This is a genomic window from Stieleria neptunia, assembly GCF_007754155.1.
GTDB lineage: Bacteria > Planctomycetota > Planctomycetia > Pirellulales > Pirellulaceae > Stieleria > Stieleria neptunia.
On the sequence record NZ_CP037423.1, the window covers coordinates 7,502,193 to 7,518,418 of the forward strand.

Consider the following 16,226-nt stretch of genomic DNA (forward strand, 5'->3'; position numbering starts at 1 on the left):
TTGCTCACGCGTCGCGTCTGGCATGGACGCGTTAATTTCGGAACCTCGACTAGCTCGACAACCCGCACAGAATCTGTCATCGGGCGAGAGCCGTTGTGTGAACTAAATCGTTGGAGTTCCAGCCGGGCAGCGGGGATCTCGATGCTTCGCGAATGATGTTGTCGTGGACCAGAAAGCCTGCGTCCCCGACAAAATACGAATGGGTCTGGTCGACGATCAGATTATGGGCTTCGCTGTCGACACCTCCTTCGGTGACATCGATCGGAGTCGACCGCTGAATCGTGCGAAGGCGATCTCCCGGATTGAGTTCTTTCGCCATCGTCCATCCGCGCCCGACGACCCAGAACGGATGGCCCACCGTTGCGGTGATCTGCTCCCCGCCGACCGTGATCTGCATCGTGTCGCTCGGCGGTCGAATGCTCGTTTGAAGCACCAGCCGATACGACAATTCTCCCGTCTGCAGATCCTGGGAAAGCACCTTGTCGCCCGGACGGATGCCTTCGATGGCTCGTTTTCCGGTTTCGGTGTGGACCAGGGTGCCCGCCGGAAAACACTCACAGCGACGCGGTCGAGGCGCGCGAATCGTACGCCGACGATAATCCGTGTTCGTAAAGTAGTATTCTCGTTTGTGATCGGCGACCAAGTACTCGTTGTAGTGCTTCCACCAATCCCACCACAGGCTCGGAACATCGTCCATCTCTTCACCTGTGGCATTGCGCAGCGCGGTAAAGATCCGACCATTGAGTTGCTTGGTCTGTGCATTCTTCTGCGCCACGACGCGTTCGGTCGCGGCAATTTTACGACGATGCAAGGCCACTTCACGGGCAACAATTTGCCGATACGCGGGGGTGGCGCGGAATCGCGGGTCTTGGACCGTCAAGGCTGCGTTGGTCGATTGGAACAGGTTGATCGCGTCGTCGGGCCTCTCTTGTCGCAATCGCGTATGGCTGATCACTGTGTCTCCGATCGCGTTGAGGCTGGACACCGCTTGGATCGGTGACTCCAATCGATTCAGATACTGCGGTGCATAGGCATGGACCGGATGCTCGGACAACTTTCTTGCCGCAGCCTGTCTGGCGTCGGCATCTTTCAATTCCAGCGAAAGTCGAACCAGCGCGTCGGCGGAGACTTGGGCTGGGATGCTGCCGATCGTGTCGACGAGACGATACTGCAAGTCGGTGTCGACACGTCGCACCAGTTTTTCCATGGCAGGAACAGCCTCGGGATCATCGATCGCGGCGAACCCCTTCCAGGCATCCGGATCCCGGTCCGATGAAGACGCATCCCGTTCTCTCCGCAATCGATTGAGCGTCGGTTCCCACTTGCGAAGTGCCCGCTTGTCATCGATTAACGATTGCTTGTAGGCGTCCACTTCTTCCTTGGTCATTAATGTGCCACGGAATTCCCGCAGTTTGAGTCGTTTCCGTGCTTCGTCATGGGTGGGATCGCTTGCGATGACGTTTCTCCAGTGCAGCTGCTCTCGATCTTCCATTTCGTTGATGCGACACCAATGCGCCAACGCAATCTCGCCAGCCATTGTGCCGGCGTATCGATCCCTCAGAAAACTGTATCGATAGAGAACATCGTCTGACGCATTGAGTGATGCCGATCGCTGGGCGGGCATCCATCGATCATCCTGTTTGAGAAACCCGGCCAGTCCTCGCGCAGCCGGATCGTTGGGGTTTTGCTTGATCGCGCTGACCAAATACATCTCGCGCTTTTCATTGTCGCCGTCCAATTCGGCCCGCAAGGCCTTTTGAACCAGCGAGCCGGAATTCAATTTGCCGTCCCCGGCGAAAAGGCGGCTTGAGGAACAAAACACCAGGGACAGTGGTATGGCAGTCAGAACACACGACGCCTGGAAGAGAGAATGACAACGTCTGCGGTCCATCGGATCGCCCCTTGCGTGAGGGAACTTAGCTTGCTTTTGGAACACCGCTTGCCTGCAACATTCGCGCCACCGCAATGCTCGATGCCGAGATTCAACGCTTGGCAGTGAATTCGCACCGTTGGGCAATGGGATGTGTCTCGCAGCGCGCGATCGACACGATCACACCCGCGTCTCATCTTTATACACCATCCCGCCCCCCGCGACACACATTGGCAGCCCGCGCGCCCGCTGTCTCAGCCGGATCGCCCGGCATGCCCCGTTGATCTCTGTCCTCACGCGTGCATTCTGCAAAGTCCACCTGAACCGCACAGGTCTCACGAGGACTGCGCGACATCCGTCGTCTGGTGAGCGGATTGGAGCGTCCGTCGACGTAGGCTTTCGCTGGATCCGATTTTCACTCGAGGAACGTATAAGATGACCTGGGAAGACGTATTGATTGTCACGGGGCGCCCAAAAGGGACCAGTAATGGGCGCTTCAAAGTCCTCCACACTGTGAGGGGATTGGCCGAACTACCGTATCTCGTTTTGCATCCCGCGAAACGGAGAAATGGTATCCGGTGGCCAATCATTTAAGCGTGACTAAGTCCAATTCTATTAAGCAGTTACATCAACAGGGATTGTCTCAAAGGCAGATCGCTGCAGCAGTCGGTGTCGATCGCAAGACCGTCAGACGGCAATTGGCCGGTAACCCGGCAGAAGCTGCCCCCAATTCGGATCCAAAAGGGACCAGCGCGCCCACCGGGATTGCCGCGGGTGAACCGGTCACCGAGTTGGACAAGCAAAGCGAGCAGTTGGTGCCCTATTCGCCCAGCCAGTGCCAGCCATTTCGCCAGGCGATCGAGCAGATGCTCAGCGCAGGGTTGTCCGCTCAGCGGGTCTTCCAAGACTTGCAAACAGAGCACGCTTACCAGGGCAGCTACTACAGCGTCCGTCGATTCGTCAAGAAACTCCGCACCGAAAAACCCGAAGCGTTTCGCCGTCTCGAAGTCGAGCCTGGATTCGAAGCGCAAGTCGATTTTGGAACCGGCGCTCCGGTCATCGATGAGAACGGTCGACGACGGAAAACCCATGTACTGCGCGTCGTGCTGAGTCATTCACGAAAGGGGTATGCCGAAGTCGTCTACCGCCAAACCACCGATGAGTTCATCACCGCACTGGAGAACGCTTTCGTGGCCTTCGGTGGAGTGCCCAAGGTGATTGTGATCGACAACCTCAAGGCGGCTGTCAAGAATCCAGACTGGTACGACCCCGAGTTGGTTCCCAAGCTCCAGGCATTCGCCGATCACTACAACACCACCGTCTTGCCGACGCGTCCTTACACGCCAAGGCACAAAGGCAAGGTTGAGCGTGGCGTCGACTACGTCCAGGAGAACGCACTCAAAGGAAAGTCGTTCACGTCACTCTGTGAACAGAATGACTACCTTGCCAATTGGGAATCGAACGTCGCCGACAAACGCATTCACGGCACGACACAGAAGCAAGTCGGAACGCATTTCGAAACAACCGAAAAGCCGACATTGCAGCCGCTTCGGATCGATCGATTCCCGAATTTCTATGAGGGTCGGCGCAAGGTCAGTCGCGATGGTCACGTGGCGGTGGAACGAGCCTACTACAGCGCGCCACCTGAATACGTTGGTTACTCCGTCTGGGTGCGTTGGGATTCGCGCACGGTTCGATTACTTGACAATGACTTGAAGCAGATCGCGATTTTCGCACGTAGCGTCGCCGGAAAGCACAACACAAATCCACAACATATAGCAAGCGAAAAAATCAATTCGATTGAGCGTGGGACGGGGTATTTACTGCGAAAAGCCTCGGCTATCGGCAATTTTAGCGCCCGCTGGAGTGAGGCCATGCTGGAGCAGCGTGGCATCACCGGACATCGCGTGCTGCACGGGCTGATCCAACTTGCGAACAAACATCGCTACGACAAAATCGAACAGGCGTGCGACATCGCTTGGCGACACGGTGACTTCCACCTCCGAACGCTTCGGAGGTTGATCAAGCGCAAGGAAGCCGTCCAGCAACTGATGCCATTCTTAGAAGATCATGAACTGATCCGTCCGTTGGCAAGCTATGACCAATTCGTACACGAGTGTGTGCAAAGGAACCTGTATCAATCTCAAGGAGGAAAGAGTGATGAATGAATCATTGACCCGGACGCTTCGCGAACTTCGTTTGAGCGGCTTGGCCGAGACGCTGGAAGTGCGTCTGGCCGAAGCTGTCTCGAGCAAGCTGACGCACTTGGAGTTTTTAGAACTGGTGCTCGCAGACGAGTCACTTGTGCGTGGTGATCGACGTATCGCTCGGGGCGTCAAGCGAGCCGGCTTTCGCGATGTCCGTCGCTTGGAAGATTTTGATTTCTCCTTCAACAAAAGCATCGATCGAACGAGGATCTTCGATTTGGCCAGTGGGCACTTCCTGCGTCAATCACGTGACGTTCTGTTGTGCGGTCCTCCCGGTACTGGCAAAAGCCATCTCGCCCAAGCGATCGGGCATGCGGTGATCCGTAGTGGCGCATCGGTGTACTACCGGAGCATCTTTGATGTCGTACGTGACTTCCTGCACGACGAAGCGATCGGTGGTGAAGAGAAGGTGATGAACCGCTATCTCAAACCAGATCTGTTGATCATCGATGACATGGGAATGAAGCAGCTTCCCAAGCGAAGCGGCGAGTACCTGTTCGAGATCATCATGCGCCGCCACGAAGTCCGCAGCACCATGATGACGAGTAATCGTCCCTTGGAAGATTGGGGCAAACTGATCGGTGATGTACCGAGCGCCAGCGCGATCCTCGACCGATTTTTGCAGTCGGCTGAGATCATGAAAATCACGGGGCGGAGCTACCGCCTCGGAAAAGGTCCAGAAAGTTCAAAAGGGGCCAAAGCGCCCACCGGCTCGGAAGCCGAAAAGAAACCATAGACGCGGCGATCAATCGCCGACATCTCGACCACCAATTTCAAAAGGGACCAAAAGCGCCCATCGGTGGTCCCTTTTGAAGCGCCCCGTGACAATTTGATACCGTCGCTGATCGCCGTCTCGTGCTCGATGTTGGCCAAATCCATCGAAGGCAGGCTACGCAAGCATCGGCTGTTCGCCGATGCGGGTGAGACCGAACGCGACGATCAAGAATGGTAAAATGAATTGAAGGTAACCGTTCCATCTGCCCAGGTGTGCCCTGCTCGCTGGGACGACCGGCGGGTACGAGCCGTTGGTGTCTAGGCTTCAGCCGATCCTCGTTCAGCTGTGGGGGCGCCGAAGGCTTCGTTGAAGAGCGCCTGAAGGCTGCACACCAACGGTTCGGACGCCATGCCTGTGACTGCCGGGGAGCCTGTCGGTGATTCGCAGAGGGCTTTGGCCGAACAGACAAGCTGTCGGATGACGGTTTACCGAGCGTCTCGTTCCCGGCTTACCTCGCTTGGGCTCGGACGCGGTCACTTTCGCCCTTCTTGATAACGAACTCGGCATCCTGCCTCGCACTGTTTTTATCGGGCTCCGCCCTCGGCGTCGGTGCTGCTCGCTCGCGCTCGGCGCTACCCTCATCCTTCGGTCGCTGTCACCACCTCCGCGGGCCGCCGGCTCCGCTCGGTCGATCCCTCCCTTACTCCGGTCGCCGAACGATGGCCCGCTACATCACTCCACCACCATCATCACTCTACCACTCCTTGTCTCCCCCTCTCCTTGTCTCCCTCTCTGCCTTCCCGCTTCCCTGCCATCGTTCTCCGACTGACATCCTGTCCCCGACGGGTTTCAGTCGACGGGCATCGTGCCCGCCGTGCCTTCGGCGTTCTTTCTTGTCCGAAGGTGCGCGATCGATCTTATGGCAAGGCCTAGCGCCCTCCCATTGCGGCGGAAGTCAACTCGGTCCTGTGATCACGTCAATCGTCCGCCGCTTGATCAGTCATTAGCCGCTGACATTGTTTTGCCCAGTCTCACTTTTCGGTACCTGACAGCTGATACCCTGAAAAGTCCTAAATTGCCAGTGATGAAATAAAGCCCACTGCAAACCAAACAAACGCAAATCCACCGTGAACAAAAATCGAAACTTGACCTAAGTACGTAAACCGAAGAAGGAAGCCAAGTAGACAACATCCACCAACGACAAAGACCAGAAACGGAAAACTCACACCTGCATGCGGTACGAATGTGATGTCAATTGGCACACCTAACGGACCACAGAGCATTCGCAGGCAGTTCCGCACGAAGAGTTTGAGTCCAATGTCAAGGCGATTAAGGTACAACGCGGCGAACAGCGATGCGACAATTGCATAAACGGATAGTACGGAACTTGTTCGCAACCATGAAGTGCGACGAAGTAGAATGTTCTGAAGGTCGCTTGGCTTGTACGGGTTCGTTGTCACGGTTGAGTCAGTTCCGAGGGGCGATTGTCGGGCCTGGACCAAAATTTGGGTTTGCCAGCAATTGAGAAAACAAGCTTGCGTTGAGACATCCGCATCCCGCCTTCCGCAGCTTCTCGAGTTGGTTTGCATAGCCTGCGTCATGAACGACGAAACCCCCGTAGGATTCCGAGTTTGCTCCGTTGGGGCTGACTCCCGACAACCAACATGCTGCATCAACGACATGCGAAGCGCTGAATGTCGGATTCCCGACTGCTGCACGAAAAGACCCACCTGGTTGCTCGTAGATCTTCAGTTCCCAGCCACTGGGTAGCCTGATCGTCCATGCACGCGAACCAGATATCGTTACTGATGGCGTAGCATTGATACCGGACCCCAGGATTTGAAGAATCTGGTGTATTGTTAATCCCGCTTTGTCCTCATCCACGCGAAACGGGTCAGGCTGTAGATCAAGCCCTAGCTCAAGCAACGCTAGCCTGACAGCTTCTGCCACGGCATAAGGAGCGAGCTCGTTATTGCACTCCTGAAAAGAATTGTCTGCGAACGTCTTCAGAAGAGTCTTAGAGGAATCGGATAGCGATGACTTGTCGATGCATCGCTTTTTAGCACATAGTAATTCACTGCACAGTTGGACTAGGCCAGACGGATCAAGTGAATCAAGCGGACTTGATTGAACCAATTCGAAGAGATTCCAGGTGCTACCTGAATACCCAATCGGATCACGACTCAAGAACCGCCCACTTACAGAATCATACATCCGCGCCCGATAGTGGTAGAGGTCAAGGACGTCGTCCCACTCGCGGCCCGTGTAGGTATAGCGGTTACCTTCCGCCGTTGATGTACGCGCGGTTCCACTCCCATCGAAGATCGACAACCCGCCATACGCATCATACGCGTAACGTTCCTTGATCGTCCCACTCGAATCCGTCAGCGCGGTAACACTGTACTGTTGGGTGCCGTGATAGCGAAACGCCAACTTGATTGATGATGCGTCACTTTCAGTACGTGACTTGCCGCGTATGCAAGATGATGGGCTGACCGTTTTGCAGCTACGGATTTGTTTTGAATCGGCGCACGACTTAACGCCTCCCGCGCGGTGGCGCGCGAGACGGCGTCGAAGGGTTTGACGGCGGGATGATCGATGGACGAGCATCCCGTCATTGTAGTGGATCGATCGACTACTCGGTGGGTTTGTCGTCGGGCTTGTTGGGATCAGATTGCGGCGGTCGGTCGTTGGCTTCCCGGGTGGGTTTTGTCGTGGACTTCTCGCAGGCGTTTGATCGACACGTGCGTGTAGATTTGGGTGGTGTTGAGCTGCTCGTGACCGAGTAACGTTTGGATCGAGCGCAGGTCCGCGCCGCCTTCGAGCATCAACGTCGCTGTGGTGTGGCGGAGCATGTGGCAACTGCCGGGTTTCGTGATGCCCGCCGCAGTCAAGTAGTTTCTGACGAGTTGGCTGAGCGTGACCGGATGGAACGCGTTGCCGCGGGACGTCAGGAAGATCACGTCGGTGTCTTCGTCAAGTAAAGCAGGTCGACCATCGCGAAGATATTTCATCAGCCATCCATGGGATCGCTTACCGGTCGGCACGACTCGATCCTTGCGGCCTTTGCCTTGACGGATCATCGCAAGACCGGACTCGTGGTTGATGTCGTCGAGCTTCAGCGCGATCAACTCGGCCCGGCGCATTCCGGTGGCATAAAAGAGTTCCAACAACGCGCGGTCGCGAAGACCGGTTGGCGTGGTGAGATCGACTGAGCTGAGTAGCGTTTCGATTTCGTCGATCGTCAGGTGCGATGATGGGAGACGCTGTTCTTCCTTGGGGAGTTCGATGCCGGTTGATGGATCGCTGTCGATCCAACCTTGTTCGCTCAACCATTCGAGCCAGCGACCAACCGTTGAGAGATAGCTGGCCTGGGTGCAGAACTTGAGCGGCTTGCCGGTGCGTTCGTTGCGGTAGTGATAGAGCCAACGACGATACGCGGTAAGTAGCTCCGTTGTGATTTCGGTGACGGACTCGATGCCGCGTTCGCTTGACCAGGTGATGAACTTGTTCAAGACGTAGTCGCGGCGCGAGATGGTCGTGGCCGACCAATTGTTCATCTTGAGGTGATTGAAGTAACGAGTCAGCAGGACGGTGGGAGTGGGAAGGTTTGACATGGATTTGCATCCTGGGGTTGTGATCGGCGCGTACCGGTAGCCGGGCGTGCTCGATCAGGGGAAAGCGGCCGAGTGAACGTCGCTCGGCCGAAGAAGACGGCATCACCGATCACGGCGATGCAGCTATGGCAAGGCTTTCAATGAGGGGGCCTTGCGAGGTTTTGGCATCGGTTTTGATGCCAGAGCGGTTAAGCCGCCAACGTACAACGACTTACTGATTGTGTGAGGTGGGGTGAAGCTGCAGAAGAGCAGGGTCAGAGCCGGGGTTGAGCTTGCTTGCTCAGGGGGTTGAGGTCTGGAGCAAGGGGGTCGAGGTTTTGGTTGTAGTTGTCGTTTCTTGAGCGTTTGAATTGGGATGGCTTGCGACGTTTTGGAGTTCGGTTGGGTTGGATCGTTGTTAGCTGCTTGACTGGGAACGACTTGCGTCAATCGAAAGCCGGCCGGACGGCACCGGAACCCTACCGGATGCTACCCGGCAGGTTGACTGCAGGCCCCGGAAGGTTGGCGTCCTAGGCCGGAAGCTTTTGGTCATAGCAGCTGTTGCTTGGCAGATTTGCCTTGCCGCGCTTATCGATCGTGGGAACCGTTGCTGCGATGTCACTGGACAAATTGGTGTCTCGCGCAAGCCATTCAAACAAACGACGAAGTTTTGTGACGCGTTCACGAACGATGCGGATCCCAATCGCTGCACCATTGATTAAGTCAACTTCGTTTTGCAGGTGACCAACATAGTCTGCGGCGGTTGTGTCGCTGATTTGGTCGCTGGCTGTGATCGATTGCGTTTGACACCAGGTGACGAAGTAGTCCAGTTGCTGCTTGGTGATGTTGACGATGCGTCGTTTGTGCCCCGATCGTTGCAGGTATTCGACGTAGCCTTGGACCAGAGCTGGTAATGTCGAAGCCATCGGGGGTGACCTTGTGTTGGTGCATTGCGATCGCACGGACGCTTTGGAGACGATCCATGCCGGCGGGGTCGCGCGGGGTTGGCGATCCGGCCGGCTGCGCTGCGTGTCTCTCGGTTGTCACTGATGGCGGCGGCCTTGATCGGTGGCGATGGTGATCAAGTTCAATGAGCCCGAGAGCGTGGACCACCTCGATGACGCGACAGCTCCGCCTGGTTGTCAACAGAGCAATTCGCCAACCGCCGGGAAAGTAGAAAACCGCTTCGTCATCAATCGTTAAAGTTTACGCACGCTCTGTTAACCAACGCGTGAGTGTTTTTTGTCTCTCGCCTTCTCTCGGCCTGATCGCCGGAGGGTCACGGGTGACGGCGTCAGTCCGGCTCGGCGAAAGCCAAAAAACGTAGGGAAGAGTGGGAGGGCGGTTCGGTGGCGTTGGTGTCTAGGCTTTAGCCGATCTTTGTCCGGTCGTGCGAGCGCCGAAGGCGTCGTGGAGAGGCGCCTGAAGGCTGGACACCAACGGTTTGGATCCATAGCCATGAATGCCGGGGAGCCTGTCGGAGATTCGCAGAGGGCTTTGGCCGAACAGACAAGCTGTCGGATGAGGGTTTACCGAGCGTCTCGTTCCCGGCTTACCTCGCTTGGGCTCGGACGCGGTCACTCTCGCCCTTCTTGATAAGGAGCTCGGCATCCTGCCTCGCACTGTTCTGATCGGGCTCCGCCCTCGGCGTCGGTGCCGCTCGCGCTCGGCGCTACCCTCATCCTTCGGTCGCTGTCAGCACCTCCGTCAACCGTCGGCTCCGCTCGGTCGATCCCTCCCTCACTCCGGTCGCCGAACGATGGCCCGCTCGGTCTTCCCAACTTCCAACTCTTCTCTTTCAACTTGGAACCTGGAACTTGAAACATGGAACCGCTCCCCCGCTTCCCTGCCATCGTTCTCCGACTGACATCCTGTCACCGACGGGTTTCAGTCGACGGGCATCCTACCCGCCGTGCCTTCGGCGTTCTCTGCGCGTCAGGGTGCGCGGTCGGTCGTGTGACAAAACCAAGCGGCCATCCATTGCGGCGGAAGTCAACTCGGTCCTGTGATCAATTCAATCGTCCGCCGCGAGCACAAAGGCCGTAATTGCTAGGTTGCCTATGCTTCCAGTTTGGTACGGTTCCTGACCCTTTTTCTCTTATACTTTTCTATTCAATGCTGCGCAGATGGGCCAACCAGTCGGTAAGTCCAATGACGGACAGCGGGGAGAGCTGAATCCAATTCTTCGGCGATCCGCAGTTCGAGCGGTGGTCCGACACCACCGTCCCCAGATCATTCAACTAAACTGTTACTTTCCGCCCCCTTTGATTTCGAGGGGCCTGAATCGTCTGCTTTCGTAGATTCGTTGTCATCAGGGTCAAACCCTAGCGGTAAACTTGATTCAAAATGCCGGGAGGAAAGAAACCAAGCGAGCCCAGTGAATTTTTGTCGGTGTCTCCGCGCGACATCATGCAGAATAGGTTTGATTTTCTCATTCGGTCCAAAGGCTTCAATTAGGCGGCTACGTTCAATCGGAATGATATCCTCTATTTTGTTACCGATACGGAAGACTGCGATCGTCACGGAAGTGACTTTGTGAATGCCCGTATAGTCGATTTCCGAATTTGCCCCTGGCACGAGTAGCAGCTTTCCTTCGGCGAACCTTGTCTGTCTTACGCTGTGTAGCAAAGTGGAGTAGTAGACCTTTGCCGTTGCAAATGGAAAAGACAGCGTGTTGGTCAATGACTCCTGTGCGGATGTGTCAGAGTTATAGATCCATCTCACACTATTCGAGGGCGAGAAATTAATTGCAAAGGTGGTGCAACGCGATTCCAATCCAGATTGAACTACTTCAATCATGGATACTTGTATGTCGTCGGTTTCAGAAGCCGCACCGCAGTTTCCGATCATTGCGACTACTGCAACGACCTGGAGAGTTCGCGAAACAAACATATCTACCAGTTTAGTGGGTTAAAGGGATGATCGTCATAGCCTCGCCCTGGACCTTGACCAGGCCTAAACGGAATGTACCCGGGCTGATGCGGGACGTTCTTGTGAATGCACGTGTTGGGAACAGCGAATCCGTCGTCAATCGACATCGAGCAATCATTACCACCACCAGCAACCTCGATAGTAAGATACCAATGGACGTGCCAAAATCGCCTCCCGTTCCGACGTTTGGGCTCGGCGATATCAGCCTCTAATACTGAATGCCTCATTGCACCAGTGAAACAACTGGATTCGCCAATTGCTTTGTTGAATGCATCCATAAAGATTTCCGCCCAAGTGAAGCAGTACTGACCGGCCACGCAATCCGGATGCGTGTGAGGCCAATCCGTATCGTCTTCCGGACACTGGAAATAGTTGTTTTGCCACCCGAGCATAAAGGACTGAACGATTCTTTGCGCATCATTCTTGCATTGCGTATTCGAACAGTTTCCAGAACAGCATTGGTCACATATTGATTCCAGCATTGCTAGCCCAGACCGGATGTTCTGTAGCCCAACCAGATAGTCGGGGCCCTCAAGGTCGTTCGGCGGAAGGTTTGGACAGCGTATCCAAGACGGACCACGTGCCGAAACGTAGTAGCAGTCAAGTCCTCGCACGCCTGGTGGGTCGCCCTGCTCTCGCCGATAGATTGGACGTCCATCCGGTCTGACCCCGATAACTTCCGCCAGCCCGACTGGGTCCAGTCCGGTTAGTGCCCTAACGCCCCTGTAGATCGCTGGCCCATCCCAGTATCCGATCGGGTCTCTGGAGCAGAACCGGCCGGCGATCGAGTCGTACATGCGGGCGCGGTAGTGATACAAGTCGAGGCCGTCATCGTACTCACGACCGGTGTACGTGTATCGGTTGCCTTCCGCCGTTGATGTACGCGCGGTTCCGCTTCCATCGAAGATCGACAAATTGCCGTACGCATCATACGCGTAGCGTTCCTTGATCGTTCCGCTCGAATCCGTCAGCGCGTTGACACTGTACTGTTGGGTGCCGTGATAGCGAACCGCCAACTTGATAGTTGGCGCATCGTTTTCAGTCAGTGATTTGTCGGGCAAGCAGGTTGGTTGACGAAGCGTTTTGCAGCTACGGATTTGTTTTGAGTTTGCGCACGACTTAACGCCTCCCGCGCGGCGGCGCGCGAGACGGCGTTGAAGGGTTTGGCGGCGGAATGATCGATGGCAGAGCATCCCGATATTGTAGTGGATCGATCGGCTACTCGGTGGGTTTGTCTTCGGGCTTGTTGGGATCAGATTGCGGTGGGCGGTCCTTGGCGCCCGGATGCGTTTTGTCGTGGACTTCACGGAGGCGTTTGATCGACACGTGCGTGTAGATCTGCGTCGTGTTGAGCTGCTCGTGACCGAGTAGCGTTTGGATCGAGCGCAGGTCCGCGCCGCCTTCGAGCATCAACGTCGCTGTGGTGTGGCGGAGCATGTGACAACTGCCAGGCTTGGTGATGCCCGCTGCAGTCAAGTAGCTTCTGACGAGTTGGCTGAGTGTGACAGGATGGAAGGCGTTGCCGCGGGACGTCAGGAAGATCACGTCGGTGTCTTCGTCGAGCAGTGCGGGGCGACCATCGTGAAGGTATTTCATCAGCCATCCAAGGGCTCGCTTGCCGGTCGGCACGACTCGATCCTTGCGGCCTTTGCCTTGACGGATCATCGCAAGCCCGGACTCGTGGTTGATGTCGTCGAGCTTCAACGCGATCAACTCGGCGCGTCGCATCCCGGTGGCATAAAAGAGTTCCAATATCGCGCGGTCCCGAAGACCGGTTGCCGTTGTGAGATCGACGGAACTGAGTAGCGTTTCAATTTCATCGATCGTCAGGTGCGAAGATGGAAGACGCCGTTCTTCCTTGGGGAGTTCGATACCGGTTGACGGATCGCTGTCGATCCAACCTTGTTCGGTCAGCCATGTGAGCCAGTGACCAACCGTTGAGAGGTAGCTGGCCTGGGTGCAGAACTTGAGAGGCTTGCCGGTGCGTTCGTTGCGGTAGTGATAGAGCCAACGGCGATAGGCGGCAAGTGACTCGGCGGTGATCTCGGTGACGGACTCGATACCTCGCTCACTTGACCTCGTGATGAACTTGTTCAAGACGTAGTCGCGGCGCGAGATGGTCGTTGCCGACCAGTTGTTCATCTTGAGGTGGCTGAAGTAGCGAGACAGTAAGACTGTGGGAGCGGGAACGATTGACATGGATTTGCATCCTGGGGGTGTGATCGGCGCGCAGCGGTAGCCGGGCGTGCTCGATCAGGGTGAAGGCGGCCGGGTGAACGTCACCACGGCCGAAGAAGACCGCATCACCGATCACGGCGATGCAGCTATGGCAAGGCTTTCAATGAGGGGGCCTTGCAAGGTTTTGGCACCGGGTTTGATGCTAGAGCGGTTAGGTCGTTGCGGCGCAACGACTTATTGGGTGTGCGAGGTGGGGTGAAGCGACCGCAGAGCGGCGACAGAGCCGGGGTTGAGCTTGCTTGCTCAGGGGGTTGAGGTTTCGACCAAGGGGGTCGAGGTTTTGGTTGTAGTTGCAGGTGTCTTGAGTTTCGCCGGATCGATCAGACCCATCAGGAACGGTTGGCCTTCGCGTCCCTCCCCACCGTAAAGCAGTTCGTAGACGTAGCGTTGGCCGTTGCGACCACGGTGAACGAGCACGTATTCCAGATCGACAAGCCGACCGAGATGCTTTTGGATTTGCGAATCGCTCCAGTGGATCGCTTCCCTGACATCGCGGCGGGTGAACCGGAATGCGTCCCGCGGAAGCCCGATCGATCGTGAGTTCGAGTCGACGAAGTCATGCAGTCTGCCGAGCAGGTTTCGCGTCTGCGGCGCGAGTTCATCCAGACTGCGTCCGAGGACTTCACCCGCGATGCCGTTGGCGATCGCGATATCACCGGGCTCGACGTTGATGAACTCGGTCGAGATGTCGCCTTGTTGTGCCGAATGAATCGTCCGCTGATGCTGGTGCAGGAACGCGATGGTGTTGATCAGCGTCAGATACTTGATGTGATCGCGTCGCATGCGTGTTTTGTGATTGGGGAACGTCAGCTGCGTCGCAAACGGGTTGAACACTTCGACGGGCTGCAACAACCGCTGCGCGTTTTGGTGAAGGCGTTTCAACTGACCGGCAAGATAACCATGTTCGGTGAAGTCATGCGTGAACGATTCACGTTGTTTCGATTGGATTGCATCAGTCTGTGAATCGGATTCATCAACGGTCAAGATGAGGCATCGATTGATCAGTTCTTCGTCGATGTCGAGGGCGGTTGTGGTGAGGAAGATTTGCGTGGGGCCTTCGACGTGGTGTTCTTGGGTTTGGCTGCGTCCGTCTTCCCCGCGGCCGACGGTGGCGTGACGCAGTTCGCCTTCGCTTTGAAGCAGCTTCAGTGCGTAGCTGGCTTTTCGGATGCCTTCGTCTTCGGCGATCGCCAGGATCTTGTGACGGATTGAATCGCTGTCGAGATAAAATAGCGACTGACCGGTCATGCCACTGAAGCGGTTGACATCCTCGGATGGCATCATCGAGAGGACGGCGTCCATCAGTGATGTCTTGCCGGCACTGGATGATGATTGAATCACAATAGCGAGCGGCTTGGCAAGCTTGCGACTGGTTGCGGCCAGGTATCCCGCCAGCTTGTTGGTGGATTCGCCGACGATCCCGCAAGCGTCCATGTCGGCAACGATCCGCTGGAGCAAGCTGGGCGAGCGAAGCAGAGACAACGCTTCGCGTTGCTCTTGGTCGCTGAGCTGCACTTCGACGCGCGCCGGTTGCTTCAGCGCCGCGATGCGATCGGACTGCAACGCTTCGAGTTTGAGCAGCAACGTGCCGATGTCTTTTTTGATTGTTTCGGCATCGGTGTAGAGTTCCGTCGAGGCGGCTTTGATGAACGACATTCGAGAGCGCGCCTTCACAAGATCAAGCGTGTCCATGTGAACGAGTTCGTCGCGCGAAGCCATCAAGTTGACCTTGAGTGTCAGCGTCGACTTGTTCTTTTCAAGACCGCGGATTCGATAGCGTCGGTCATCGCGGATGAAGATGATTTGATTGTCTTCGATGATCAGTTCGTCACTGTCGTCCGTTTTCGTGTCCTTCGTTTGTTTCGTGGTTGGTTCTTCCGTCGTGGCAACCGGAACTTGCGCCGCGGGGATTTTGGCGGGTTCGGGTTGCCCGACTGTGATCACGTCTTCGCCACTTGCGTGCGCATCGATCTTGTAACCACGAATGCCAATGATGTTGCCTTCGTTGTCAATGATCGGAACGGTGACGCGCCCGCGCATCGTTTCGCGTCCGTTGGCTTTGTAGAGGCCGGCGTCGACGAGTGCGTCGCGGACTTCGCGGCCGCGTTTGATGCGGCGCTGAGGGATATGCTTGCCAAGTGTTCGATCGGCAAATCCGATTTGTTGCTCGGCTGCCTGTTCAGTGGTGAGATGAAGTTCGTCGTTGACGTACGCCATGGCTCGCTCGCTTTCGTTCAAGCATGTCGCGTAGAACTTGGCGATGGCCTTGATCGGGTTAACGAAGATGGCGTTTAAGAAGTCGTCGTTCATTGCTTGGTCTCCGTTGGTTGCGAGCAGACCGGTGGCGTGGTCGTTGCTTGGTGGTTTGTGAAGATCGGCGGGGAGAGGTGTCGGCGGTTGCCGAGCGGGTCCGCGGAAGCTGCGCACTTGTCGGCTGTCGTTGGCGGTCGAGAGCCTTGAAGGTGCAGGGGCGAAACGTGGATCAACGCCTCACGGATCGGCCGGCCCTCCATGACGCGACAGCTTCCGCTCACTGTCAAGCGACGGAATCAGCCAACCGCCGCGAAAGTAGAAAACCGCTTCGCCATCAATCGTTAAAGTCAACGCACTTGGCGTTAACGATCGCACGTGAGTGTTTTTTGTCTCTCGCCTTCTCTCGGCCTGATCGC

General features: G+C 56.3%; 11 protein-coding genes. 3 read left to right on the top strand and 8 right to left on the bottom strand.

Annotation, left to right across the window (positions count from 1 at the left end):
• Positions 1-76: 76 nt before the first annotated feature.
• Positions 77-1,780 (bottom strand): polymorphic toxin-type HINT domain-containing protein, encoded by a 1,704-nt coding sequence (locus Enr13x_RS26105; protein ID WP_197455364.1) that lies wholly within the window; start codon positions 1,778-1,780, stop codon positions 77-79.
• 686 nt (positions 1,781-2,466) lie between these two features.
• On the opposite strand from Enr13x_RS26105, the gene istA reads away from it, so the two are divergent.
• The 3 genes from istA to Enr13x_RS38250 all read left to right on the top strand — a co-directional run bounded on the left by istA (position 2,467) and on the right by Enr13x_RS38250 (position 5,029).
• Positions 2,467-4,038, top strand: a complete 1,572-nt coding sequence (gene istA, locus Enr13x_RS26110; RefSeq protein ID WP_261344153.1) for an IS21 family transposase — start codon at positions 2,467-2,469, stop codon at positions 4,036-4,038.
• The gene (istB, locus tag Enr13x_RS26115; RefSeq protein ID WP_197455366.1) at positions 4,031-4,813 is read left to right on the top strand and encodes an IS21-like element helper ATPase IstB; all 783 of its coding nucleotides are present in this window, start codon (positions 4,031-4,033) and stop codon (positions 4,811-4,813) included. Before istA ends, istB begins: the two co-directional genes overlap by 8 nt.
• Before the next feature lie 63 nt (positions 4,814-4,876).
• Positions 4,877-5,029 carry a hypothetical protein gene (locus Enr13x_RS38250; protein WP_197455367.1) on the top strand — a complete coding sequence of 51 codons (153 nt, stop codon included), beginning with the start codon at positions 4,877-4,879 and terminating at the stop codon, positions 5,027-5,029.
• Positions 5,030-6,259: 1,230 nt separating this feature from the next.
• Here Enr13x_RS38250 and Enr13x_RS39910 read toward each other — a convergent pair.
• The 7 genes from Enr13x_RS39910 to Enr13x_RS26150 all read right to left on the bottom strand — a co-directional run bounded on the left by Enr13x_RS39910 (position 6,260) and on the right by Enr13x_RS26150 (position 15,867).
• Complete coding sequence (locus tag Enr13x_RS39910; RefSeq protein WP_145389838.1) at positions 6,260-7,402, bottom strand: RHS repeat domain-containing protein; 1,143 nt, start codon at positions 7,400-7,402, stop codon at positions 6,260-6,262.
• A 59-nt stretch (positions 7,403-7,461) separates the two neighbouring features.
• Positions 7,462-8,409: a tyrosine-type recombinase/integrase gene (locus tag Enr13x_RS26125; RefSeq protein ID WP_145389839.1), complete on the bottom strand. Its 948-nt coding sequence runs from the start codon at positions 8,407-8,409 to the stop codon at positions 7,462-7,464.
• A gap of 509 nt (positions 8,410-8,918) precedes the next feature.
• Positions 8,919-9,314 carry a site-specific integrase gene (locus Enr13x_RS26130; RefSeq protein ID WP_145389840.1) on the bottom strand — a complete coding sequence of 132 codons (396 nt, stop codon included), beginning with the start codon at positions 9,312-9,314 and terminating at the stop codon, positions 8,919-8,921.
• Positions 9,315-10,620: 1,306 nt separating this feature from the next.
• Complete coding sequence (locus Enr13x_RS26135; protein WP_145389842.1) at positions 10,621-11,280, bottom strand: hypothetical protein; 660 nt, start codon at positions 11,278-11,280, stop codon at positions 10,621-10,623.
• A gap of 2 nt (positions 11,281-11,282) precedes the next feature.
• Positions 11,283-12,512, bottom strand: coding sequence for an RHS repeat domain-containing protein (locus Enr13x_RS39915; protein ID WP_145389844.1), 1,230 nt, complete (start codon positions 12,510-12,512; stop codon positions 11,283-11,285).
• 25 nt (positions 12,513-12,537) lie between these two features.
• On the bottom strand, positions 12,538-13,518 hold the full coding sequence (locus Enr13x_RS26145) for a tyrosine-type recombinase/integrase (RefSeq protein ID WP_145389846.1): 981 nt from the start codon (positions 13,516-13,518) through the stop codon (positions 12,538-12,540).
• 282 nt (positions 13,519-13,800) lie between these two features.
• Positions 13,801-15,867, bottom strand: a complete 2,067-nt coding sequence (locus tag Enr13x_RS26150; RefSeq protein WP_145389848.1) for a hypothetical protein — start codon at positions 15,865-15,867, stop codon at positions 13,801-13,803.
• Positions 15,868-16,226: the final 359 nt, after the last annotated feature.